Here is a 22,289-nt window from a genome sequence, read left to right as displayed (position 1 = left end):
TGATCGATGCTGCGTCAGGAATGTCCATGAAGATCGTGTCGGATCCCAACCCCATCGCCGGTAACGCGGCGCTGCTCGACGCCACCGCGACCGGCGTGCTGACCATCGATCTCGATGCCATCGCGGCAAACTGGAAGAAGCTCGAGAAGCTCGGCGTGCCGGCCGAATGCGGCGCGGCGGTGAAGGCCGACGCCTATGGCTGCGGAATCGATCCCGTGGTGCGTGCGCTGACCACGGCCGGCTGCAAGACCTTCTTCGTCGCCACGCTCGAAGAGGCCCGCGCCGCCCGCGCCGCGTCAAAGGAAGCCACGATCTATCTGCTCAGTGGCTTCCTGCAAAACTCCGGCGACGCGCTGGCCGCCATCAACTGCCGCCCGGTGATCGGCGACCTGCCCGAACTCGCCGAATGGGACATTTACTGCCGGCAATCCGGCTGGCGCGGCGGCGCGGCACTGCATATCGACACCGGGATGAACCGGCTCGGCCTAAGCCTTTCCGACGCTGAAAACATCGTGCCGCGGATCGCGGCGGGCAATCACGGCATCACGCTGGTCATGACGCATCTCGCCTGCGCCGAAAACATCAAGCACCCGCTCAACGCCCGGCAGCTCGCGAATTTCCGCGCGGTCGCCGGGCGCTATGATGGCGTGCCGGCCTCTCTGGCGAATTCTTCCGGCATCTTCCTCGGCGGTTCCTATCATTTCGACCTGATGCGTCCGGGGGCCGCACTGTACGGCGTCAATCCGACACCGGAGGCCGACAATCCGATGGCGCCTGTGGTCGATCTCAAGGCCCGCATCCTGCAGATCCGCCAGGTCGAGCGCGGCGAGACCGTCGGCTACAGCGCGACCTGGACGGCGCGTCGCGCGTCGCGCATCGCGGTGGTCGCGGCCGGCTATGCTGATGGTTATCTGCGCGCCGGCGGCTCCAGCGATGGCACCCGCGGCGCCGATGTGATCGTCGCCGGGCAGCGCTGCCCGGTCGCCGGCCGCGTCTCGATGGACCTGCTCGCGGTGGATATCACCGACCTGCCCGCGGGCACCGCCCGCCGCGGGCAATGGGTGACGCTGATCGGCGACGGCATCACGGTCGATGAGCTGGCACGTCCGTTCGGAACCATCGCCTATGAGGTGCTGACCAGCCTGGGACGCCGTTACCATCGGGTCTACAAGGGCGGCGCGGCGACCTTGTAGAGAATGGCCGAACTGGTTTTCGTGACCAGGGACAGACCGTCTAAAGGCATGACGTCCGCAGGCAGGTCGGTCAGCAGGACGTAGTCGAACTTCGAGCGCCAGTTCGGGAGATAATGCGCGTCTTCCAGTTCCTTCGCCGTGTAGCTGTCCCGCCGCAGGGTTGCCCACAGCACCGGTTCCTCCAGCGGCTGCGCGATCGCCGCGTAAGCCGGCTTCACGATCAACGGCTGCTGGCTGTTGTCGGCAAACAACAAAGGCCAGGCAGCGCGCCGTTCGATCAACAGCAGGGCGGGCAAATGACCGTCCAGCCGGAAGATCGATGCCAGCGCCCGCGACGGCCGGCCGACAGCGGTCTCAACGCTAGGTCGCGCCCGGGCTGTGAGAACGCGGGCGCCGGACGGAACCGATGCAATGGCGCTGCGGAGTTCGGCGACGTCGTGCCGGTGATCGATCCAGACCCATGAAATATAGGCGCTGCGCGCGCCGATCAGGGTCGCAAGAACCACGGCGGCGACCACGGCGCGCTGCGACGTCATGCGCGGCGCGGCGCCCGCAAAGCCGACAAAGGCCAGCATCACGCAGAGCCGGGAATCGACGAAGCTGCCGCGGCCCACGGTGATCGGTGCTGCCGCGTAGATCAGCAGAAGCGCGATCATCACCAGCCCGATGCCCGGCGCGATCTCGAAATATTGCCGGTTCAACACCAGCAGGATCAGGACCGCAACAGCGGTGATGGCTGTGACAGCCATACTGTAGGTGGCGAACGGCATGAGCAATGCGCCGATCTTGTCGATGCCGCCCCAGTCGCCAAGCAGCAGCCCCTGCGAAACCGGACTGGGGAGGTACAGGCCGACCAGAGGAACGAGCACGGCGGCGGCCAGCCCCACCGTCTGCAGTACCTGTGACGTATCGAGCCTGCCCGATCGCCGCAGGTCGAACAGCCGCGTCAGTTCAAGCCCGGCCAGCATCAGCGCGAACAATACAACGCCGAAGATGTGGCTGAAGAAGATGATCGCGACCGAGACGGCGCCCACGAGCGCGGTCACCGCCACGCTGCCGCGCCGGCGCAGCGCCAGCCAGCCGGCGGCGGCGACCAGCGCCAGCCCGAGCGACAGCAGAAAATTCATGAAGCCGAGATGGAAAATCCCGTTATAGGCGATCACCCCGGACGCCAGCGGCCAGTACAGGAAGCGGCCGAAGGCCACGCGGCTGAAGACGATGACGCCGATCACCGGCGCGTACAGGCTGAGGGCCAGCAACATGCGTCCGCCGACATGGACCGGCACCACCTTGAGCAGCTCCGCACCGAGCACGTCGAACGCCAAATTGGGCAGAACACGCCAGGCCGGCGCGTAGATTTGCGAGAGTACGGGATCGTCGGGATGGGCGAGCACGAAATAGCGCGCAAGGTGGTTCGGATAGTCCAGCACCGGCGGCACATCGACGAGGAAGAACGGCACCGCCAGCACGACCGCCAGCGTCACGGCCGCGAGCCACCACAGCGTATCCTGCCGATGCGCCGGTGTCCCCGGCCCGGCGATTTCGTGAAACTCGGCCGCATCAGCCATGCAGGGCGCTCCTATCGCGCCGATCCTACCGATGCGGTGTTATGATCCGGTGAATGCCGGCCCGGTGGCCACCATGCGCTGGCCTCCCCATGGCAGATCGGCCGCACATGGCGGCCGATTGTCGTCGTCCCGAATGTTATGCCGATCGTTCAGTAGCCGCACGATCCGCAGCGCGGCCGCACCGGCACGTAATAGGTCTGCGCCGGAGCGACCATCTGGACGCGCTGCTGCGTGGCGTATTCCGGCGGGATCTGCTCGTATTCGACGCGCGACGGCGCGACCATCACGGTCTTCGGAACCATCACGGTCTCATACTGCGCCGGGGTGCGGCGGGCGATGGTGCGGCCGGGCGACACCATCACCGTCTCCTCGACGGTGCGGTACTGCGGCGGCACCACCTGCTGCTGGTAGCAGGTCGGGCACGGCGGCGGCGCGTAGCAATTGTAGCAGCCGGCCGAAGCGGAATTCGGCAACGCCATCGCGGCGAGCCCGGCGAACAGTGTAGCAGCCATCAATTTCTTCATGATCAAATCCCGTGACGAGCGTTGAAAGGGCCTTATCGTGTGATGCGCGAGACTTAAGCGAACACCACCTGCCGTCAACGACGGGTTGTTATTTACCTTGACGAACATGCTTAAGGACGGATGCGCCAGCATCGTGCGGTTTGCATTGTTGCGGCATGCGCGCCGCGGACCGAGCCGCTACCGTCCTGGAATTCTGCCCGATGTGGCGACGTCCTCTCAAGGTGAGGTGAGAGACGAGGCCACCGCCGGACAACCGCACAGCCGAACGTCAGCTATTGCAGCCCGTCCCGGCACGTTCGGCAGAGATTGCCATTGACGTGCCGCTTCATATACAGAAGAACAAACCGGAAACTTCGACAACCGCCCTCCCCGACAGCGATTGCCCCAATGGCCAAGAACTCCCTCTCCTTCGTCTGCCAGAACTGCGGTGCCGCCTATAACAAGTGGCAGGGCAAGTGCGAGGCGTGCGGCGAGTGGAATTCGCTGGCTGAGGAAGACACCACCGGCGCCACCACGATTCCGGTGTCGGCGCGCTCCAAGCGCAAGGGCCGGCTGTTCAACCTGGAAAGCCTGACCGGCAAGAGCGCCGATGCCCCGCGCATCCCGTCGGGCATGGCCGAGCTCGACCGCGTCACCGGCGGCGGCTTCGTGCGCGGCTCGGTGCTGTTGATCGGTGGCGATCCCGGCATCGGCAAATCGACGCTGCTCACGCAAGCCACCTCGCTGATGGCCCGCGCCGGGCACCGCGTCGTCTACATCTCCGGCGAAGAAGCCGTCGCCCAGGTGCGGCTGCGCGCCGAGCGGCTCGGCCTGTCGGATGCCTCGGTGCAATTGGCCTCCGAGACCTCGGTCGAGGACATCGTCGCGACCCTGTCGGAAGGCGCGGTGCCGCGGCTGATCGTGATCGACTCGATCCAGACCATGTGGACCGACACGGTGGAGTCGGCGCCGGGCACCGTGACCCAGGTGCGCGCCTCGGCGCAGGCGCTGATCAGGTTTGCCAAGAAATCCGGCGCCACCATCATCCTGGTCGGCCACGTCACCAAGGACGGCCAGATCGCCGGGCCTCGCGTGGTCGAGCACATGGTCGATGCCGTGATGTCGTTCGAGGGCGAAGGCTCGCAGCAGTTCCGCATTCTGCGGGCGGTCAAGAATCGCTTCGGGCCGACCGACGAGATCGGCGTGTTCGAGATGACCGGGCTGGGGCTGCGCGAAGTCTCCAATCCGTCGGAATTGTTCCTGTCGGATCGCGATCTGGGCTCGCCGGGCACCGCGGTATTCGCCGGCATGGAGGGCACCCGCCCGGTGCTGGTGGAACTGCAGGCGCTGGTCGCCCCCACGACGCTGGGCACGCCGCGCCGCGCCGTGGTCGGCTGGGATTCCTCCCGGCTGTCGATGGTGCTGGCGGTGCTGGAGGCGCATTGCGGCGTCAAGCTGTCCGGCTACGACGTCTATTTCAACGTCGCCGGGGGCCTGCGCATCAACGAGCCCGCCGCCGATCTGGCCGCCGCCGCCGCACTCGTCTCCTCGCTGTGCAACGCGCCGCTGCCGCCGGATGCGGTGTATTTCGGCGAGATCTCGCTGTCCGGCGCGGTGCGCCCGGTGTCGCTGACCTCGGCGCGGCTGAAGGAAGCCGCCAAGCTCGGCTTTGCCCGCGCGGTGCTGCCGGAATCGACCCGCGGCGACGCCGGCGGCGATGCCGGCCTGTCGCTCAATGCCGTCGGCGGCCTCACCACGCTGGTCGCGGATATCGCGGCGCGCGGCGTCAAGCCGGCCCGCGACAATGCCAATGGAAACGGCGACAGCAAAAGCACAGCGGCGGAGAAAAACGCCGCCCCCGCCCGATTCAAGCGCCAGGACGGCTGATCCGGCGTGACGCCAGCCGTCTCCGCCGCTATAGCGGGAAGCAACAAGGCTGTGGCGGAGTTTGGCTTTGCTGTTTTCCGCCCCTGCCGGACGTGCCATATCACCGTCACGCGGACCGGCCGCCTTGCGCCGATTCGCCTGAACGCCACCGAGCGGACCTGACCAGCCGATGCCGATAACGATTCTCGATCTTGTGCTGCTCGCGGTGATGCTGATCTCCGGCTTGCTCGCGATGGTCCGCGGCTTCATGCGGGAGATCCTGTCGATCGCGGCGTGGGGCGCCGCCGCCGTGGTCACGCTGTTCGCATTCCAGAAGCTGCTGCCTTCCGCCAAGACCTATATCGACAATGACACCGTCGCCACCGTCGTGGTGATCGCCGGCGTGTTCATCGGCACGCTGGTCGTGGTCTCGATCATCACGGTGCGGATCTCGGACATGATCCTCGATTCGCGGATCGGAGCGCTGGATCGCACGCTCGGCTTCCTGTTCGGCCTCGCCCGCGGCCTCCTGATCGTCGTCGTCGCTTTCCTGTTCTTTGCATGGCTGGTGCCCGACAAGCAGCGTCCGGACTGGGTCACCGCCGCCAAATCGCGCGTGGTACTCGAATCCACCGGCAACTGGCTGATGTCGCTCTTGCCGGATGACCCCGAGAACACCATCTTGAAGAGATTCAAGAAGGACAAGCCCGGCGAGGATGCCACTGAAACCGGACCGGCTTTGCCGGGTGCGGGCGATGGCTATTCGAAGCCGGCACGCGACAGCCTTAAAAAGCTGATCGATGGTAAACCTGCCACAAAGTAATTGTTGGTAGGCTTGTTAAGTTTTCTCGCTGAGTTTCTTGCGACAAGAGAGGCGTTGACCAATGCAAAGCCCTTTTCACGACGCAGCGAAGCCGAGCCTGGAACCTGACAGCAACCACAACCTGCGCGACAACGATCTAGACGGCGACATGCTGCGCGAAAAGTGCGGTGTGTTCGGTATCTACAACCACCCCGACGCCGCCGCGATTACCGCCCTCGGCCTGCACGCCTTGCAGCACCGCGGTCAGGAAGCCGCCGGTATCGTCGCCTTCGACGGCGCGCGGTTTCATTCGGAACGCCGGCTCGGCCTGGTCGGCGATACCTTCTCCCGCCGCGAGGTCATCGACCGCCTGCCCGGCACCGCCGCGATCGGCCACACCCGCTATTCGACCACCGGCGAAACCATTTTGCGCAACGTGCAGCCGCTGTTCGCCGAACTCAATGCCGGCGGCTTTGCCGTCGCGCATAATGGCAATTTGACCAATGGCCTGACGCTGCGCCGCGAGCTCGTCAGGAACGGCTCGATGATGCAGTCGACCACCGACACCGAGGTGATCCTGCATCTGGTCGCGCATTCCAAGCGCAACCGTTTCATCGACCGCTACATCGAGGCGCTGCGCGCCATCGAGGGCGCCTATGCGCTGGTTTCATTGACCAACAAGAAGCTGGTCGGCGCCCGCGATCCACTCGGCATCCGGCCGCTGGTGCTGGGCGATCTCGACGGCTCGCCGATCCTGGCGTCGGAGACCTGCGCGCTCGATATCATCGGAGCGAAATACATCCGCGACATCGAGCCCGGCGAAGTCATCGTGTTCGACGAGCAAGGCGCGCAGAGCCACAAGCCGTTTGCGCCGCAGCCGCCGCGCCCCTGCATCTTCGAATACATTTACTTCGCCCGTCCCGACTCGGTCGTCGGCGGTCGCTCGGTCTACGACACCCGCAAGGCGATGGGCGCGCAGCTCGCCCGCGAGACCCATGTCGAGGCCGACGTCATCGTCCCGGTGCCCGATTCCGGCGTGCCGGCGGCGATCGGCTATTCCCGCGAATCCGGCATCCCGTTCGAGCTCGGCATCATCCGCAACCACTATGTCGGCCGCACCTTCATCCAGCCCACCCAGAGCGTTCGCGAACTGGGCGTGCGTATGAAGCATTCTGCCAATCGGGCTGCGATCGAAGGCAAGCGCATCGTCTTGATCGACGACAGCCTGGTGCGCGGCACCACCTCGAAGAAGATCGTCAAGATGATGCGCGACGCCGGCGCGAAGGAAGTGCACTTCCGCATCGCCTCGCCGCCGATCACCCATCCCGATTATTACGGCATCGACACGCCGGACCGTAACGGGCTGCTCGCCGCCACCCATACGCTGGAAGAAATGTGCGAGCTGATCGGAGCCGACTCGCTGGCCTTCGTCTCGGTCGACGGCATCTACCGCGCGATGGGCGAACCCGGCCGCGATCCCGCGCATCCGAAATTCGCCGACCATTGCTTCACCGGCGACTACCCGACCCCGCTCACCGACATGCACGAGATCGAAGCGCCTAGGCAGCTGTCATTGCTGGCGGAAGCGAGCTAGCTCGCTTCCTTCGCCGTCGTCCCCGCGAACGCGTGGACTGATAGCCTCCGACCCTTTAACTTTCGCACAAGATTAGACACGGGCCGTGTTCCGCATCATAACCCTCGGCGTGTATAGGTCCCCGCTTTCGCGGGGACGACCACCCCGAGTTATGAGCCCGTCCATGCCTGATCCCGCGCTTCCCCTCGCCTCCCGCATCGCCCTCGTAACCGGCGCCTCGCGCGGCCTCGGCCGCGCAGCCGCGCTGGCGCTGGCGCGCGCCGGCGCGCATGTCGTGGCGGTCGCGCGCACGCAAGGCGCGCTGGAAGAACTCGACGATGCAATCCGTGCGCTGGGCGGCAGCGCCACGCTGGTGCCGCTCAACCTCACCGACGTCGACGGCATCGCGCGGCTCGGCGCCGCGCTGCACGAGCGCCACGGCAGGCTCGACATCCTGATTGGCAATGCCGCCATGCCCGGCCCGTCATCGCCGCTCGGCCATATCGAGCTGAAGCCGTGGAACGAGGTGATAGCCGTCAACGCCACCGCCAACTTTCAGTTGATCCGCTGCATGGACCCGCTGCTGAAACAGTCAGACGCGGGACGCGCGGTGTTCGTCACCGCCGACGCCGCGCACCTCGCGCCGGCCTATCGCGGCCCCTACGCCGCCGCCAAGGCCGCGCTGGAAGCGTTGGCGCGGAGCTGGGCTGTGGAGACCGCCTCGACCGCCATCCGCGTCAATCTGTTCGACCCCGGCCCGATCCGCACCCGCCTGCGCGCCACGGTGTTTCCCGGTGAGGACCCGATGACGCTGACGAAGCCCGAGGACGTCGCGGAGCTGATGGTGCCGATGTGTTCGCCGGAATGGACACAGACCGGCAAGCTCTACGACTACACAACGCGAAGCCTGCTCAACTTTATGCCGCCGGCGTAAGCGACCGCGCGCACCACGCGCCTCACGCTCCCCTGTCGTCGCCCGGCTTGACCGGGCGATCCAGTAAACGCTGCTGCTTGCGTTTACTGGATCCCGGCATCCGCGGGGATGACAATCTGAGTCTGTTGACGTGCGTGCGCCGCAAGATTGACACTGCATGCTTGCGGTACTTCACTCCCTGCCAAGCGGGACCAACCCGCAACGCAAACAGGGAGGCTGCCATGAAGCCACTGTCGCGACGTGGTCATCTGGTCGGGTTGCTCGCCTGCAATGCGCTGGCATGGGTCGCGATCGCCCTCACCACCCTCTCCGCTTCCGCCGCCGACATCCCGCGCTTCGAGGTCGAGGCATCCTGGCCGAAGCCGCTGCCGAACGACTGGATCTTCGGCCAGGTCGGCGGCATTACGGTCGATGCGCAGGGCCACATCTGGGTGATCCACCGGCCCCGTTCGCTGACCGAGGACGAGAACGGCGCCGGCCTCACCCCGCCGCGCTCCAAATGCTGCGTCTCGGCACCGCCGGTGCTCGAATTCGATTCCGACGGCAATTTGCTGCGTTCGTGGGGCGGCCCCGGTGAAGGCTACACCTGGGTCGGCCGCGAACACGGCATCGAGGTCGACGAAAAGGGCTTCGTCTGGGTCGGCGGCAATCTCGACAACGACAATGCGATCCTGAAATTCACGCTGGACGGCAAGTATGTGATGCAGATCGGCACGATCGGGCCGAGCAAGGGCAGCAACGATACAACCCAGCTCGGCAAGCCCGCCGAAACCGCGATCGACAAGGACGCCAACGAGATCTACGTCGCCGACGGATATGGCAACCGCCGCATCATCGTGTTCGATGCCACCACCGGCGCCTACATCAGGCACTGGGGCGCCTATGGCAACAAGCCGAATGACGACAAGCAGGCCGCCTACGATCCGAAAGCGCCGGTATCGCAGCAGTTCGCCAACCCCGTGCATTGCGTGAAGATCGCGAACGACGGACTCGTCTATGTCTGCGACCGCATCAACAACCGCGTCCAGGTTTTCAAGAAGGACGGCACGTTCGTGAAGGAGTGGTTCTTCGAGAAGAACACGCTCGGCAACGGCGCGGTGTGGGATCTCGCATTATGGCCGGATCCGAAGCAGACTTGGCTGCTCACCGCCGACGGCGAGAACAATGAAGTCCGCATCCTCAACCGCGATGACGGCCGCGTGGTCGGCAGCTTCGGTCGCAGCGGCCGCAACGCTGGCCAGTTCCACTGGATTCACGCGATGGCGGTCGACGCCAAGGGCAGCGTCTACACGGCGGAAGTCGACACCGGCAAGCGCATCCAGAAATTCAGGCTGGTATCGGACGCGCTGAAGTAGCAATGAGCGCAGTCGCCTTGACCTCTCCCCGCAAACAGCGCGGAAGGGTCATGAGGGCCTTACCTCGTCGGTCGCTTGCGCTTGTGGGCGAAGGGGTTGGCCTTTTCGCGCAGCGTGATGCGAATGGGCGTGCCCGGCAGATCGAAGAAGGTCCGCATCGAATTGACGAGGTAGCGCAGGTATGATTCCGGCACCGCGTCGGCGCGCGAGCAGAACACGATGAAGCTCGGCGGCCGCGCCTTGGCCTGCGTCGCGTAGTTCAGCTTGAGGCGGCGGCCCGACACCGACGGCGGCGGGTTGGCATCGACCGCCTGCTCGAACCAGCGGTTCAGCGACGCGGTCGGCACCCGCCTGTTCCACACCGCGTAGGATTCCTCGATCGCCTTCATAAGCTTGTCGATCCCCTCGCCCATCAGGCCGGAGATCGGGACGATCGGCACGCCTTTGACCTGCGGCAGCATGTGGTCGACGTCAGTGCGCAAATCGGTGACCAGGCTGCCCTTCTGGCTCATCAGGTCCCACTTGTTGACCGCGACGACCAGCGCGCGGCCTTCGCGCTCGATCAGGTTGGCGATGCGCAGGTCCTGCTCCTCGAACTTGGTCTGCGAGTCCATCATCAGCACGACGACTTCGGCGAAACGGATCGCGCGCAACGCGTCGGCGACCGACAGCTTCTCCAGCTTCTCCTCGATCCGCGAGCGGCGGCGCAGGCCGGCGGTGTCGAAGATGCGGAATTCGCGGCCCTTGTGGTTGACCTCGACGGAAATCGAGTCGCGCGTGGTGCCGGCCTCCGCCGAGGTCAGCAGCCGCTCCTCGCCGAGCAGGTAATTGATCGTGGTCGACTTGCCGGCGTTGGGACGGCCGACGATGGCGACGCGGATCGGCCGCTTGGCGATGTCTTCTTCGCTTTCGATGATGTCGTCGTCGTCGAAATCTTCGACGTCCTCCGGCGGCTCCGGCATGATATCGCGCAAGGAATCATAGAGGTCGGACAGGCCTTCGCCGTGTTCGGCGGAGATCTGGATCGGTTCGCCCAGCCCCAGCGCGTAGCTCTCCATCGCGCCGAGCTCGCCATGGCGGCCTTCGGACTTGTTGGCGACCAGCACCACCGGCTTGTCGGCGCGGCGGGCGAAATCGGCGAAGGCGCGGTCGTTGGGCGTGAGGCCGGCGCGGGCGTCGATCACGAACAGCAGGGCGTCGGCGAGGCCGATCGCGGTTTCGGTCTGCTCCTGCATCCGCGCCGTCAGCGAGCCCTTCGGGCCCTCGTCCAGCCCGGCGGTGTCGATCAGGGTGAATTCGAGGTCGCCGAGCTTGCCTTCGCCCTCGCGGCGATCGCGGGTGACGCCGGGCGTGTCATCGACCAGCGCGAGCTTCTGCCCGACCAGACGGTTGAACAGCGTGGATTTGCCGACATTGGGTCGGCCGATAATGGCAATCGTGAAAGACATGCTGTTCCGTGCGCCCTTTCGCGGACGCCTGTCAATGCAATCGGCCGGAATGCGGCGATCTAGCGGGTAAAGGTGCCGGAGGGGACCGGTGCCGGGAATGGCGTGGTGGCCTGGGCCGGGGCCGGCGCGGCGGCCGCCGGGGCATCGGCGGGAGGTGCCGTGGTACGGCGCCGGGTGATCTTGCGGCCCTTCGGCTCGGCCGGCACGGCGGCAGGCGCGCCTTCCTCAGCCGCTTCGGGGGCAGCCCCCGGCTCGCTGCGCACCGCGCCGACATTGACACGGGCCTTCGACTTGCGGCCCTTCGGCTCGGCGGCCGGCGGAGCCGCGGCCGCCGCAGCAGCCCTTGCCGCCTCGTCGCGCTGCTGCTGCTCGACGCTGTCCTTGTAGAGCTCCTTCGGCACGCCCTGCTGCAGGCCGGGGACGCCTTCCGGGAAAACCGGCCTGCGGTCGCCGGGCAGCTTCTTCTTGGTGTCGAGGAAGTCGAGCAGGTCTGAGGGATCCCAGCCGGTCATGCTGCCGCAGCCGGTCAGCGCACCGGACAGTGCGATCAGGACGGCGGCGGATACGAGGCGTTGCACAGGGCGCATGGACGGCTTCTCACTCAGCGAAATATTAGCAGGATCAGCTCTTGGCGGCCGGCGGCAGCAGCGCGGCCAGCGCCTCGGCGCGGGTGCGCAGCGTCGGCGGTGTCTCGGCGTCATTGGCGATCATGTCGAGCCACTGCCGGGTCGCTGCGGCGTTGTTGGCGCGCCAGGCCGACAGCGCCAGCAATTCGCGCGCGGTGTGGCGGTAGGTGCCGGTGATCGCCGTGGCGGGCTCCAGCCGGGCCAGCAGCGCATCATAGGGCGCGGTGTCGATCTGCAGTCCAGCGGCGCGCAGCCGCGCCAGGTCCTGCTCCGACGCCGACACGGCGCGATCGGCGATGATCTCGTCATACATCTTGATCGCCGCGGCGGGATCGCGCGGGGCGGCCTCGGCGGCGGCGCGCAGCCGCGCCAAAGTGCGGTAACCGGACGGGGCTTCCGCGGCCAGCTTGGTGAAGGCGGCTTCCGCCTCGGCATGCTTGTTCTGTTCGGCGAGGTCGGCGGCGCGGTCGAACGCCGCACCGGCCTCGGCTGCCTTCTTGCCCTCGAGATAGCTGTAGCCGCGCCAGCCGCCGACACCGCCGACGATCAAGACCGCCACGGCGATAATCAGCAGAGAATAGCGATCCCAAATTCGCTTGAGCCGTTCGCGGCGCAGGTCTTCGTCAACTTCACTAAATAATTCAGACACTTGGAGATTTCCTGTCGCGATTGACCGCGCTCGACCCAGACGGCGCCCGGAATCATGTTCCCGGCAATGGCGGCGGCGATATCCTAGCGTTATGGCAGCGCCAAGGCAAAGCGGGCGTCAGCAAGGCGCAGACACCCGATGCCGGCCCTCACGCCTTCGGCTTGGTGCCGTAGACATGCTCCGGGCCAGGAAAGCTACGGGCGCGGACTTCGGTGGCGTAGCCCTCGATGGCCGCTTCGATCATCGGCCCGAGATTGCCGAAGCGCTTGACGAATTTCGGCACCCTTGCCGACAGGCCGAGCATGTCTTCCAGCACCAGCACCTGGCCGTCGCAGGCCGCCGACGCGCCGATGCCGATGGTCGGGATCGCGATCGTCTCGGTGATTTTTCGCGCCAGAGGCTCGGCGACCGCCTCGACGACGACCGAGAACGCGCCGGCCTGCGCCACCGCGAGCGCATCGTTCTGGATCGGCCCGCCTTCATTGTCGCCGCGGGCGAGAGCCTCGGCCTCGGCGCGGCCCTGCGAGCGGAACGAGCCCAGCGTGTTGATCGATTGCGGCGTCAGCCCGATATGGCCCATCACCGGAATGCCGCGCGTGGTCAGGAATTCGATGGTCTCCGCCATCCGCACGCCGCCTTCCAGCTTCACCGCGCCGCAATGCGTCTCCTTCAGGATCCGCGCCGCGGACAGGAACGCCTGCTCCTTGGAGGCTTCATAGGAGCCGAACGGCATATCGACGACGACGAGGGCTGCCTGCGAGCCGCGCATCACGGCGCGGCCCTGCAGGATCATCATCTCCAGCGTGACGGGAAGCGTAGTCTCGAAACCGTGCATCACATTGCCGAGCGAGTCCCCGACCAGGATGACGTCGCAATAGCGATCGACCAGCGCTGCCGTATGCGCGTGATACGAGGTCAGCATCACGATCGGCTCGCCGTTCTTGCGCGCAAAGATATCCGGCGCGGTCTTGCGCTTGATCGCCGATTGGACAGACATGTTTTAAGCTCCAAACACCGGGACGCCGATCACCACCGGGTGGAAGGCAAAGCCGAGCGCGAGATAGACGACGATGCCGACGGCGACCGCGATGACGTCGTTGAGCGAACCGCCGACCGGGATCGGCGGGCCGCCGGGATCGCTGCGGCGCTTCAGCGAGATACGATCGACCACCGCCCAGGCGAGGAACGCGCCGAACAGGATGATCGAGCCGAGGTCGCCATTCGACAGCAGATGCGCGAAGGCCCACAGCTTCACCGCGGTCAGCATCGGATGCTTGACCACGCGGTAGATGCCGCCGCGGACGTAGGCCGCGACCAGCAGCACCGCCGAGGGCAGCATCAAGGCCACGGTGACGTGGCGCATCCCGGCCGGCGGATACCAGATGTCGATCCAGCCGGTGGCGCGATATTTCGCAAAGCCCCAGACGATCAGCGCCAGGCCCAGCGCCGAGACCAGCGCATAGCCGAGCTTGTACAGGCTCTCGCCATGTTTCGCGATGAGCCGGGCGCGCAGCTCGCGCCGGGTGGAGACCAGGTGCACGCCCAGAAACAGCACCAGGCCGAGGATCATGACGCTCAGTCCCACCGAATTTCTCCCCCGTGCGCAGGCCATTTGCCCGCCATGCGATTCCAACTATGGTCCGCGCCCGGCGAACCCCGCCTGGTCGTTTCGGGTACCACTTTTCGAGGGAGACACGCAATGCTGCGGAACAAGGCCTGCGGGATGCTGGCGCTGGTCGCGCTGATCGCAATGGCGCAGGCGGGCTTAGCGCAGCAGGTCGCGTGGCCGCCGAAACTGGTGCGGCTGATCGTGCCGTTCGGCGCCGGCTCCTCGCCGGACATCGTCACCCGCGTGCTCGCCGACAGTCTGCAGGCGCGGCATCCCGGCTCGAATTTCGTGGTGGAGAACAAGCCAGGCGCGTCGGGCAATATCGGCACCGACGCGATCGCCAAGGCCGTGCCCGACGGCGGCACGATCGGCATTTCGCTGGGCGGGCCTTTGGCCATCAACACGCTGCTGTTCGCGCGCCTGCCGTACAATCCGGACACCGATATCGCGCCGATCACGCTGTTGACGCAGCTCCCCAGCGTGCTCGCGGTGCCGACCTCGCTCGGTGTTGCGAGCGTCGCGGAATTTCTCGCCAAGGCGAAGGCCGCGCCGGGTGGCCTCGCTTACGGCTCGATCGGCGTGGGCTCGCTGTCGCAGCTCTGCATGGAAGCGATCGCGCAACAGGCCGGTGCGCCGATGGTCCACATCCCCTACCCCTCGTCGCCGGCGGCGACGACGGCGCTGATCCGCGGCGACGTCCAGGTCGCCTGCCTGCCCGCGATCGGCGTCACGCCGCAGCTATCCTCCGGCACGGTGAAGCTGCTGGCGGTGACGACGGCTGCGCGTTCGCCGTTTCTGCCCGACGTGCCGACGCTTAAGGAAAGCGGCATCGACGTGCAGTCCGACGCCTGGAACGCGCTGGTCGGCCCCGGCGGGTTGTCGAAGGATCTGGTGGCGAAGATCAATGCCGAAGTCACGCAGTCGCTGGCCGAACCCGCGGTGATAGAGCGGCTGAAACTGCAGCTCATCACGCCGTCGCCGTCGTCGCCGGACGAACTACGCAAGCGGATGGCGGACGAGAAGAAGCTGTGGGCGGATGTGATCCAGAAGGCGAAGATCAGGATTGAGTAGTTGTAGCTAGCATGAGCGAAGCGAAATGCGGGGCGCCTGCGTTCTACATCAAACCCGCATATCGCTTCGCTCATACGGGCTACGCGACCTCGCGCGCCGCCCCAATGTTCCTCTGTGAATGTCAAACAGCGCGCACAGTTTCGCGTTCTCGCGGCGCCCGGGGCGTCCGAGGTGTGCGGCATTCCCGCCCTCTTATCCGAAGAGGGCGCGCGGAACGCCGGGTGCCCGATGCACCCTTGGGCCTGACGCCAGCCGTAGACGGCAAGTGGAATGCGCCAGGACTTTCGGATCACCGGATCAACCGGCGTTCCGCACGCGGTGGGTTTGCGACTTGCTCCACGACACCCCCTGGTGCCCGACCAGCCTTAGCGCACCATCCATGATCCAGGGCGTGGATCGGGGCCATCGCAGCTTGGGCCGTTCGCGGGCGATACGTTCGTCCGCCGCGAGATACGCGAGAGCTGTCTTCGGTCGGAGGGGACGGTGTCGCCGCGCCAGTGGAATCCTGGCGCATTGACGGTGTCCCGACCCGACGTCGGACCTCTCTTTTGCACCGCGCGACGCCGCATCTCCGGCGTCCACCGCATCCCGCCCCGCCATCGTGACGATCGCGATCGCCCCTCTCAATGGGGCAGGACGGCAAGGATTATAATCTATACAGGAATATGGTCAAGGGATGCAGGAAAACATTTGCACCGTCGCGTGCGACACGAGAGCGCCAGTAGTGCCCCTCCCCCTTGCGGGGAGGGTCGGCCGAGCGAAGCGATGCGAAGCATCGCGAAATCGGAGGCCGGGGTGGGGGTGCCGCGGGCGACGGCGTCTGTCGCTACCCCCACCCGACCCGGCTACGCTTCGCTACGCCGGGCCACCCTCCCCGCAAGGGGGAGGGTAAGAAAGAGCGCCCCGCCCCCGCCTCACACCTTCTTCTTCACGTCCTTGATATCCGCGAACACGATACCTTCGGCGCGCTCTTTGGTATAGTTCAGGTAGAAGTCGTTCTTGGCCAGGAATACCGGATCGCCGTCGACGTCGTCGGCGACGCCGGAATTGTTGGCGGTCATGAAGGCCTCGAGCTTCTTCGGCGTGTCGCTGGAGATCCAGCGCGCCAGCGAGAATTCCGAGACCTCGAAACTCACCGGCAACTGGTATTCGGCATCGAGCCGCGCCTTCAGCACGTCGAGCTGCAGGGGACCGACGACGCCGACCAGAGCTGGCGCGCCGTCGCGCGGGCGGAACACCTGCACGACGCCCTCCTCCGACATCTGCTGCAGCGCTTCCTTCAGCTTCTTCGCCTTCATGGCGTCGCCGAGCCGCACGCGGCGGACGATTTCCGGCGCAAACGAGGGCACGCCGATGAAGGTGAGGTCCTCGCCGTCGGTCAGCGTGTCGCCGATCCGCAGCGTGCCGTGGTTGGGAATGCCGACGACGTCGCCGGCATAGGCCTCGTCCGCCAAAGCGCGGTCCTGCGCGAAGAAGAACTGCGGGCTCGACAGCGACATGTTCTTGCCGGTGCGCACCAGCTTGGCCTTCATGCCCCGCGTCAGCTTGCCGGAGCAGAGACGCGCAAACGCAATGCGGTCGCGGTGGTTGGGATCCATGTTCGCCTGGATCTTGAACACGAAGGCGGACATGCGCAGCTCGTCGGCCTCGACCTTGCGCAAATTGGCCTCCTGCGCGCGCGGCGGCGGCGCGAACTGGCCGAGCCCCTGCAGCAGATCGCCAACGCCAAAATTGCGCAGCGCCGAACCGAAATACACCGGGGTCATGTGGCCCTCGCGAAACGCCTGCAGGTCGAACGGCTTGCTGGCTTCCTTGACCAGCGCCAGCTCTTCCAGCGTCTCGGAGACGTCGAGATTGGGATGGCGTGCGGCGAGATCGGCGACCTCGATCTGCTCGGCCGCACCGGTCTTGGCGCCGCCGCCTTCCAGCAGGCGGATGCCGCCGGTGTGGATGTCGTAGGTGCCGAGGAAGTCGCGGCCACGGCCGACCGGCCAGGTCATCGGCGTGGTGTCGAGCGCCAGCGTCTTCTCGATCTCGTCCAGCAGATCGAAGGTGTCGCGGCTTTCGCGGTCCATCTTGTTGATGAAGGTGATGATCGGGATGTCGCGAAGACGGCAGACCTCGATCAGCTTCAGCGTGCGCGCCTCGATGCCCTTGGCGGCGTCGATCACCATCACGGCGGAGTCGACGGCGGTCAGCGTGCGATAGGTGTCTTCGGAGAAGTCTTCATGGCCCGGCGTATCCAAGAGGTTGAAGACGAGGTCCTGGAACTCGAAGGTCATCACCGAGGTGACGACCGAGATGCCGCGGTCGCGCTCGATCTTCATCCAGTCGGAACGGGTCGAGCGGCGCTCGCCCTTGGCGCGGACCTGACCGGCGAGATTGATGGCGCCGCCGAACAGCAGCAGCTTTTCCGTCAGCGTGGTCTTGCCGGCGTCAGGATGCGAGATGATCGCAAAGGTGCGGCGGCGCGCCACCTCGGCGGCAAAGGTGGAGGGTGCGGGCTGGTCTGTGGGGATGGCAATGTCGGACATGACGTGCCTGTGGCAGGGAAACCCGGCGCAATCAAGGGAATTTGACGGGATTGCGGTGGTTGCAGCCCGATCTCGCGTGTCGCATATAGGGAGGTGGAGGACGACCTCCGACCCCAATCCATTCGCAGGACGGCCTGCTTGTTCCGGAGGCTGTCATGGCGTGGTTGCTGTTGTTCATCGCGGGTCTGCTCGAGGTCGGCTGGGCGGTCGGGCTGAAATATACCGAAGGTTTCACCAAGCTGGTTCCCTCGGTGCTGACCCTGACCAGCATGACCGCCTCGGTCGGCATGCTGGCGATGGCGCTGAAGACGCTGCCGATGGGCACGGCCTACGCGGTATGGACCGGGATCGGCGCCGTCGGCACCGCGATCCTGGGCATCATCCTGTTCGGCGACCCCTCGAGCTTCGCCCGGATCGCCTGCATCGGGTTGATCGTGGCCGGAATCGTCGGGCTGAAGCTGGTGAGCTGAGGCATGAGTAGCCTGGATGGAGCGAAGCGCAATCCAGGGCAACCGCTTATGCTGAAACGCTGATCCCGGATTTCGCTTCGCTTCATCCGGGCTACAAAACTGGGTCAGAACCTGACGTGCAGCAGCGTCACGGCCCAGTACGACAGCGCGGCGACGATCGCCGACGCCGGGATGGTGATGACCCAGGCGTAGACGATCGAGCTCGCCACGTTCCAGCGTACCGCCGAGACCCGGCGCGCCGCGCCGACGCCGACGATGGCGCCGGTGATGGTGTGGGTGGTCGAGACGGGAACGCCGAGGAACGTCGCCATGAACAGCGTGGCCGCGCCGCCGGTCTCGGCGCAAAAACCCTGCATCGGCGTCAGCTTGGTAATGCGCAGGCCCATGGTGCGGACGATGCGCCAGCCGCCCATCAGCGTGCCCAGCGCCATCGCCGCCTGGCACGACAGCACCACCCAGAACGGCACCGAAAATTCGCTGCCGAGATGGCCCTGCGAGTACAGCAGCACCGCGATGATGCCCATGGTCTTCTGCGCGTCGTTGCCGCCATGGCCGAGCGAATACAGCGAGGCCGAGACGAACTGCAGAATGCGGAAGGCGCGGTCGATCGCAAACGGCGTCGAGCGCACCGAGGCCCAGGACACGATCGCCGTCAGCAGCAGCGCCAGCAGGAAGCCGACCAGCGGCGACAGCACGATGGCCAACAGCGCCATCGACAGGCCCTTCCATTCGGCGGCGGCGAAGCCCGCCTTGGCGAGGCCGGCGCCGAGCAACCCGCCGATCAGCGCGTGCGAGGAACTCGACGGGATGCCGAGCGCCCAGGTGATCAGGTTCCAGACGATGGCGCCCATCAGAGCGCCGAAGATCACCGGCGCGTCGATCACATGCGGGTCGATGATCCCCGTGCCGATCGTGTTGGCGACGTGCAGGCCGAACACGGCAAAGGCGATGAAGTTGAAAAACGCCGCCCACAACACCGCATATTGCGGGCGCAGCACGCGGGTCGAGACGATGGTGGCGATCGAATTGGCCGCATCGTGCAAGCCATTGAGGAAGTCGAACAGCAGCGCGACAGCGATCAGGCCGATCAGCACCGGAAAAGCGAGCGTGGCGTCCACTGTGCGGCCCTGCCCTAGACTTGTTCGATGACGATGCTGTTGATCTCGTTGGCGACGTCGTCGAAACGGTCCGCCACCTTCTCCAGATGCTTGTAGATCTCCGCGCCGACGATGTAGTCCATCGTGTTGGCCTCGCGGTGCTTGAGGAACAGTTCCTTCAGCCCGATGTCGTGCAGGTCATCGACGCGGCCTTCCAGCTTGCCGACTTCCTCGGTGATGGCGGTCAAAAGCCCGACATTGTCGCCGATGTTCTGCATCAAGGGCAGCGCGCGGCTGACCAGCTTGGCGCATTCGACCAGCAGCGTGCCGATCTCGCGCATCGGCGGCTCGAATTGGCGCACCTCAAACAGGATCACCGCCTTGGCGGTCTGCTGCATCTGGTCGATGGAATCGTCCAGCGCGGTGATCAGGTTCTTGATGTCGACGCGGTCGAACGGGGTGATAAAGGTGCGACGCACCGCGGTCAGCACTTCCCGCGTGATGGCGTCGGCATCGTTCTCGAACTGGTTGACGCGCTGGCAGTACACCGGCGTCTCTTCGCCGCCGCGCAACACGCCCTGCAGCGCTTCGGCGCCCAGCACCACAGTCGCCGAATGGCGGGCGAACAGATCGAAGAAGCGCTCTTCACGCGGCAAAAAAGTTCGAAACCAGCGCAGCATGTTGACCCGGATGTCAGGAAGGCTCAGGGCACGCCGGCAGGCGGCACCCTGTCACATGGCTGTCATAAAGCATTTTGACGGGGTCGGGAAAATGCACGGGCGGTGTCCATCCACCGCTTTCTGTCGCCATGTGACAGGCACATCACAAAATTCGCCCATTCGAAAAAATACAGTTTTGCGTATCTCGTTACCATTATGCATTGATTCAGAAATGGCCGCCTAGAAGCGCACGACGTCGGTGTCAGGGGACCATTGCCATGTTCGGGCTACGCCATCACGAATCTTTTCGTCAGCGACTATCTGTTTCCCGACTTCGGATCGGTCTGCGACTGCAGATCGCGATGCTGGCGCTGGCGGGCGTCGCGCTGACCGGCGCGATCTGCCTTGCAGGCCTGCACTACGGCAGCGCCGCCCAGCAACAGGCCGACAGCAGCGTGTTGCTGCGCGCAGATGTGACCAGCCTGTCCGACAATTATTCGGAAGCCGGCCAGATCGGCGCGGCCTTCCTGCGCAAGCCCGGCGAAAAGCTGGTCGATCGACACGATCAGGTGCTGAAGCAGGCCCTCGCGCATTTGACGGCCACCGAGAAACTGCTGGAAGCGCTGAAGACCGACGCGCCGAAGCAGATCTCGGCGCTGCGATCGGGCATGAATCTCTATGCCACCCGCTTTCACAATATCGTCGCGGCGCAACGCATCATCGGCTTCACCGAGAAAGACGGCCTGCAAGGCAAGATGGCCGCAGCGGCGCGTCACGTCGAGCAACGCCTGGGCGAATTGCAGCAGCCACAACTCGCGATGCTGTTCTGGATGATGCGCGTCAACGAGAAGGATTTTGCGCTCCGCGGCGAGGACAAATATTTTGACCGGCTGCGCGAGCGCGTCAGCGATTTCGAAACAGCGCTGAAAGCACTGGCGTTGCCGGCCGGCCAGAGCGCCGAGATGGCCACGCTGATACGCAGCTACGAGAGCAGCTTCATGGCCTACAGCGTCAGCCAGGGTTCGCTCAACGAAGAGGCCGAAGATTTCGCCAGTGTCTTCGAACGCACGCGGCCGCCGTTGACGGAACTCAGCCAGTTTGCGACCGAGCGCTACGAGGCCGCCACGCGACATGCCGACGAGAGCCGCGACCTGCTGTCGTGGACGATCCGGATCGCCATTCCGGTCATCGGCCTGCTGGCCTTGATCTTCGGCCACCGAATTGCAAAATCGATCTCCCGCATGACACGCGCCATGCAGCAGCTCGCCGATGGCGAGTTCGACGTGGTGTTGCCGGGCCTCGGCCGCACCGACGAGATCGGCGCGATGGCCAGAGCCGTGGAAGCGTTCAAGATCAAGGCGGCCGACCGGGCCCGGCTCGAGGCCGATGCCAGGATCGAGCGCGACCACATCGCCAGCGCGCAACGCAAGGCGGAGATGCGCCGGATTGCCGATGCGTTTGAGAACGCGGTTGGCGAAATCATCAACACCGTGTCGACGGCCTCGACCGAGCTGGAGGCGACGGCGGTGACGCTGACGGCAACGGCCCAGTTGACCGAAACGCTCGCCCACAGCGTCACCACGGCGTCGACGGAAGCGTCCTCCCACGTCCGGTCGGTGGCCTCCGCGACCGACGAGATGTCGATGTCGGTCCGCGAGATGGGCCGCCAGTTGTCGGAATCCACCGAGATCGCCGGCGCAGCGGTACGCCAGGTCCAGGACACCGACCTAAAGATCATCGCGTTGTCACAGGCCGCGGTGAAGATCGGGACGGTAGTCGACCTCATCGCCAAGATTGCCCAGCAGACCAACCTGCTGGCGCTCAATGCCACCATCGAGGCCGCCCGCGCGGGCGATACCGGCCGGGGCTTTGCGGTGGTCGCCCAGGAGGTGAAGATGCTGGCGGCGCAGACCGCCACGGCGACCAGCGAAATCCGGACGCAGATCGGCGGCATGCAGACCGCGACCGAGGTTTCGGTGGCGGCGATCAAGCTGATCAGCACCACCATCGACCGGCTGTCGGACATCGCCAGCAACAGTTCGGTGGCGGTCGACAAACAGCAGGCCGTGACCAGCGAAATTGCACGCAACGTGGAACGCGCCACCGCGGGATCCGGTGAGGTCAATCATCAGATCGTTGAAATGAGCCGCGGCGCCAGCGAGACCGGTTCGGCATCCGCACAGGTGTTGACGTCGGCGCAACAATTGTCCGGCGAGAGCAACCGGCTCAAGACCGAGGTGGAGAAGTTTCTCGCGACCGTGAGGGCGGCGTGACACCCCGACCACGCCACCAGTCGTCCCCGCGAAAGCGGGGACGACATTCTCAAGGTTCA

The 22,289-nt window shown here is 65.6% G+C and carries 19 protein-coding genes; 9 read left to right on the top strand and 10 right to left on the bottom strand.

From position 1 onward, the window contains the following. The first annotated feature begins 26 nt into the window (after nucleotides 1-26). On the top strand, nucleotides 27-1,193 hold the full coding sequence (alr, locus tag FNL56_RS14770) for an alanine racemase (protein ID WP_143573547.1): 1,167 nt from the start codon (nucleotides 27-29) through the stop codon (nucleotides 1,191-1,193). Here the strand turns inward: alr and FNL56_RS14765 are convergent. Together FNL56_RS14765 and FNL56_RS14760 are read right to left on the bottom strand one after the other, a co-directional pair. After that, a complete protein-coding gene (locus FNL56_RS14765; protein ID WP_246660959.1) occupies nucleotides 1,166-2,761 on the bottom strand; it encodes a hypothetical protein in 1,596 nt (531 codons plus the stop codon). The genes alr and FNL56_RS14765 overlap by 28 nt on opposite strands. A 149-nt stretch (nucleotides 2,762-2,910) precedes the next feature. After that, nucleotides 2,911-3,285 carry a hypothetical protein gene (locus tag FNL56_RS14760; RefSeq protein ID WP_143573545.1) on the bottom strand — a complete coding sequence of 125 codons (375 nt, stop codon included), beginning with the start codon at nucleotides 3,283-3,285 and terminating at the stop codon, nucleotides 2,911-2,913. A gap of 387 nt (nucleotides 3,286-3,672) precedes the next feature. Between FNL56_RS14760 and radA the strand changes: the two genes are divergently transcribed. The 5 genes from radA (at nucleotide 3,673) to FNL56_RS14735 (ending at nucleotide 9,794) form a co-directional block, all read left to right on the top strand. Further along, on the top strand, nucleotides 3,673-5,151 hold the full coding sequence (radA, locus tag FNL56_RS14755; protein WP_143573543.1) for a DNA repair protein RadA: 1,479 nt from the start codon (nucleotides 3,673-3,675) through the stop codon (nucleotides 5,149-5,151). 169 nt (nucleotides 5,152-5,320) lie between these two features. After that, nucleotides 5,321-5,953: a CvpA family protein gene (locus tag FNL56_RS14750; RefSeq protein WP_143573542.1), complete on the top strand. Its 633-nt coding sequence runs from the start codon at nucleotides 5,321-5,323 to the stop codon at nucleotides 5,951-5,953. A gap of 61 nt (nucleotides 5,954-6,014) precedes the next feature. Continuing rightward, nucleotides 6,015-7,526, top strand: a complete 1,512-nt coding sequence (gene purF, locus FNL56_RS14745) for an amidophosphoribosyltransferase (RefSeq protein ID WP_143573540.1) — start codon at nucleotides 6,015-6,017, stop codon at nucleotides 7,524-7,526. Nucleotides 7,527-7,689: 163 nt separating this feature from the next. Next, nucleotides 7,690-8,439 carry an SDR family NAD(P)-dependent oxidoreductase gene (locus tag FNL56_RS14740; protein WP_143573538.1) on the top strand — a complete coding sequence of 250 codons (750 nt, stop codon included), beginning with the start codon at nucleotides 7,690-7,692 and terminating at the stop codon, nucleotides 8,437-8,439. Between the two features lie 221 nt (nucleotides 8,440-8,660). Next, the gene (locus FNL56_RS14735; protein ID WP_143577946.1) at nucleotides 8,661-9,794 is read left to right on the top strand and encodes a hypothetical protein; all 1,134 of its coding nucleotides are present in this window, start codon (nucleotides 8,661-8,663) and stop codon (nucleotides 9,792-9,794) included. Nucleotides 9,795-9,853: 59 nt separating this feature from the next. On the opposite strand, the gene der is transcribed toward FNL56_RS14735, so the two are convergent. The 5 genes from der to FNL56_RS14710 all read right to left on the bottom strand — a co-directional run bounded on the left by der (nucleotide 9,854) and on the right by FNL56_RS14710 (nucleotide 14,102). Then, nucleotides 9,854-11,242 (bottom strand): ribosome biogenesis GTPase Der, encoded by a 1,389-nt coding sequence (gene der, locus FNL56_RS14730; RefSeq protein WP_143573534.1) that lies wholly within the window; start codon nucleotides 11,240-11,242, stop codon nucleotides 9,854-9,856. A 59-nt stretch (nucleotides 11,243-11,301) separates the two neighbouring features. Beyond that, nucleotides 11,302-11,829 (bottom strand): hypothetical protein, encoded by a 528-nt coding sequence (locus FNL56_RS14725; RefSeq protein ID WP_143573532.1) that lies wholly within the window; start codon nucleotides 11,827-11,829, stop codon nucleotides 11,302-11,304. A 34-nt stretch (nucleotides 11,830-11,863) separates the two neighbouring features. Beyond that, complete coding sequence (locus FNL56_RS14720) at nucleotides 11,864-12,517, bottom strand: tetratricopeptide repeat protein (protein ID WP_143573530.1); 654 nt, start codon at nucleotides 12,515-12,517, stop codon at nucleotides 11,864-11,866. A 148-nt stretch (nucleotides 12,518-12,665) separates the two neighbouring features. Further along, a complete protein-coding gene (gene panB / locus FNL56_RS14715) occupies nucleotides 12,666-13,514 on the bottom strand; it encodes a 3-methyl-2-oxobutanoate hydroxymethyltransferase (protein ID WP_143573528.1) in 849 nt (282 codons plus the stop codon). 3 nt (nucleotides 13,515-13,517) lie between these two features. Continuing rightward, nucleotides 13,518-14,102 (bottom strand): NnrU family protein, encoded by a 585-nt coding sequence (locus FNL56_RS14710; RefSeq protein ID WP_143573526.1) that lies wholly within the window; start codon nucleotides 14,100-14,102, stop codon nucleotides 13,518-13,520. A 114-nt stretch (nucleotides 14,103-14,216) separates the two neighbouring features. On the opposite strand from FNL56_RS14710, the gene FNL56_RS14705 reads away from it, so the two are divergent. Then, on the top strand, nucleotides 14,217-15,197 hold the full coding sequence (locus tag FNL56_RS14705) for a Bug family tripartite tricarboxylate transporter substrate binding protein (RefSeq protein WP_143573524.1): 981 nt from the start codon (nucleotides 14,217-14,219) through the stop codon (nucleotides 15,195-15,197). Nucleotides 15,198-16,111: 914 nt separating this feature from the next. Here the strand turns inward: FNL56_RS14705 and FNL56_RS14700 are convergent. Further along, nucleotides 16,112-17,731, bottom strand: coding sequence for a peptide chain release factor 3 (locus tag FNL56_RS14700; RefSeq protein WP_143573522.1), 1,620 nt, complete (start codon nucleotides 17,729-17,731; stop codon nucleotides 16,112-16,114). Nucleotides 17,732-17,886: 155 nt separating this feature from the next. Between FNL56_RS14700 and sugE the strand changes: the two genes are divergently transcribed. Next, on the top strand, nucleotides 17,887-18,201 hold the full coding sequence (gene sugE / locus FNL56_RS14695) for a quaternary ammonium compound efflux SMR transporter SugE (protein WP_143573520.1): 315 nt from the start codon (nucleotides 17,887-17,889) through the stop codon (nucleotides 18,199-18,201). 104 nt (nucleotides 18,202-18,305) lie between these two features. Here sugE and FNL56_RS14690 read toward each other — a convergent pair whose 3' ends face one another. Then, nucleotides 18,306-19,319 (bottom strand): inorganic phosphate transporter, encoded by a 1,014-nt coding sequence (locus FNL56_RS14690; protein WP_143573518.1) that lies wholly within the window; start codon nucleotides 19,317-19,319, stop codon nucleotides 18,306-18,308. Nucleotides 19,320-19,333: 14 nt separating this feature from the next. Then, nucleotides 19,334-19,978, bottom strand: coding sequence for a DUF47 domain-containing protein (locus tag FNL56_RS14685; protein WP_143573516.1), 645 nt, complete (start codon nucleotides 19,976-19,978; stop codon nucleotides 19,334-19,336). Nucleotides 19,979-20,319: 341 nt separating this feature from the next. Between FNL56_RS14685 and FNL56_RS14680 the strand changes: the two genes are divergently transcribed. Then, a complete protein-coding gene (locus FNL56_RS14680; RefSeq protein ID WP_246660958.1) occupies nucleotides 20,320-22,230 on the top strand; it encodes a methyl-accepting chemotaxis protein in 1,911 nt (636 codons plus the stop codon). The last annotated feature ends 59 nt before the right edge of the window (nucleotides 22,231-22,289 follow it).

It is taken from the genome of Tardiphaga sp. vice304, assembly GCF_007018905.1.
Lineage (GTDB): Bacteria > Pseudomonadota > Alphaproteobacteria > Rhizobiales > Xanthobacteraceae > Tardiphaga.
This window is presented reverse-complemented; position numbering and strand designations above follow the sequence as displayed.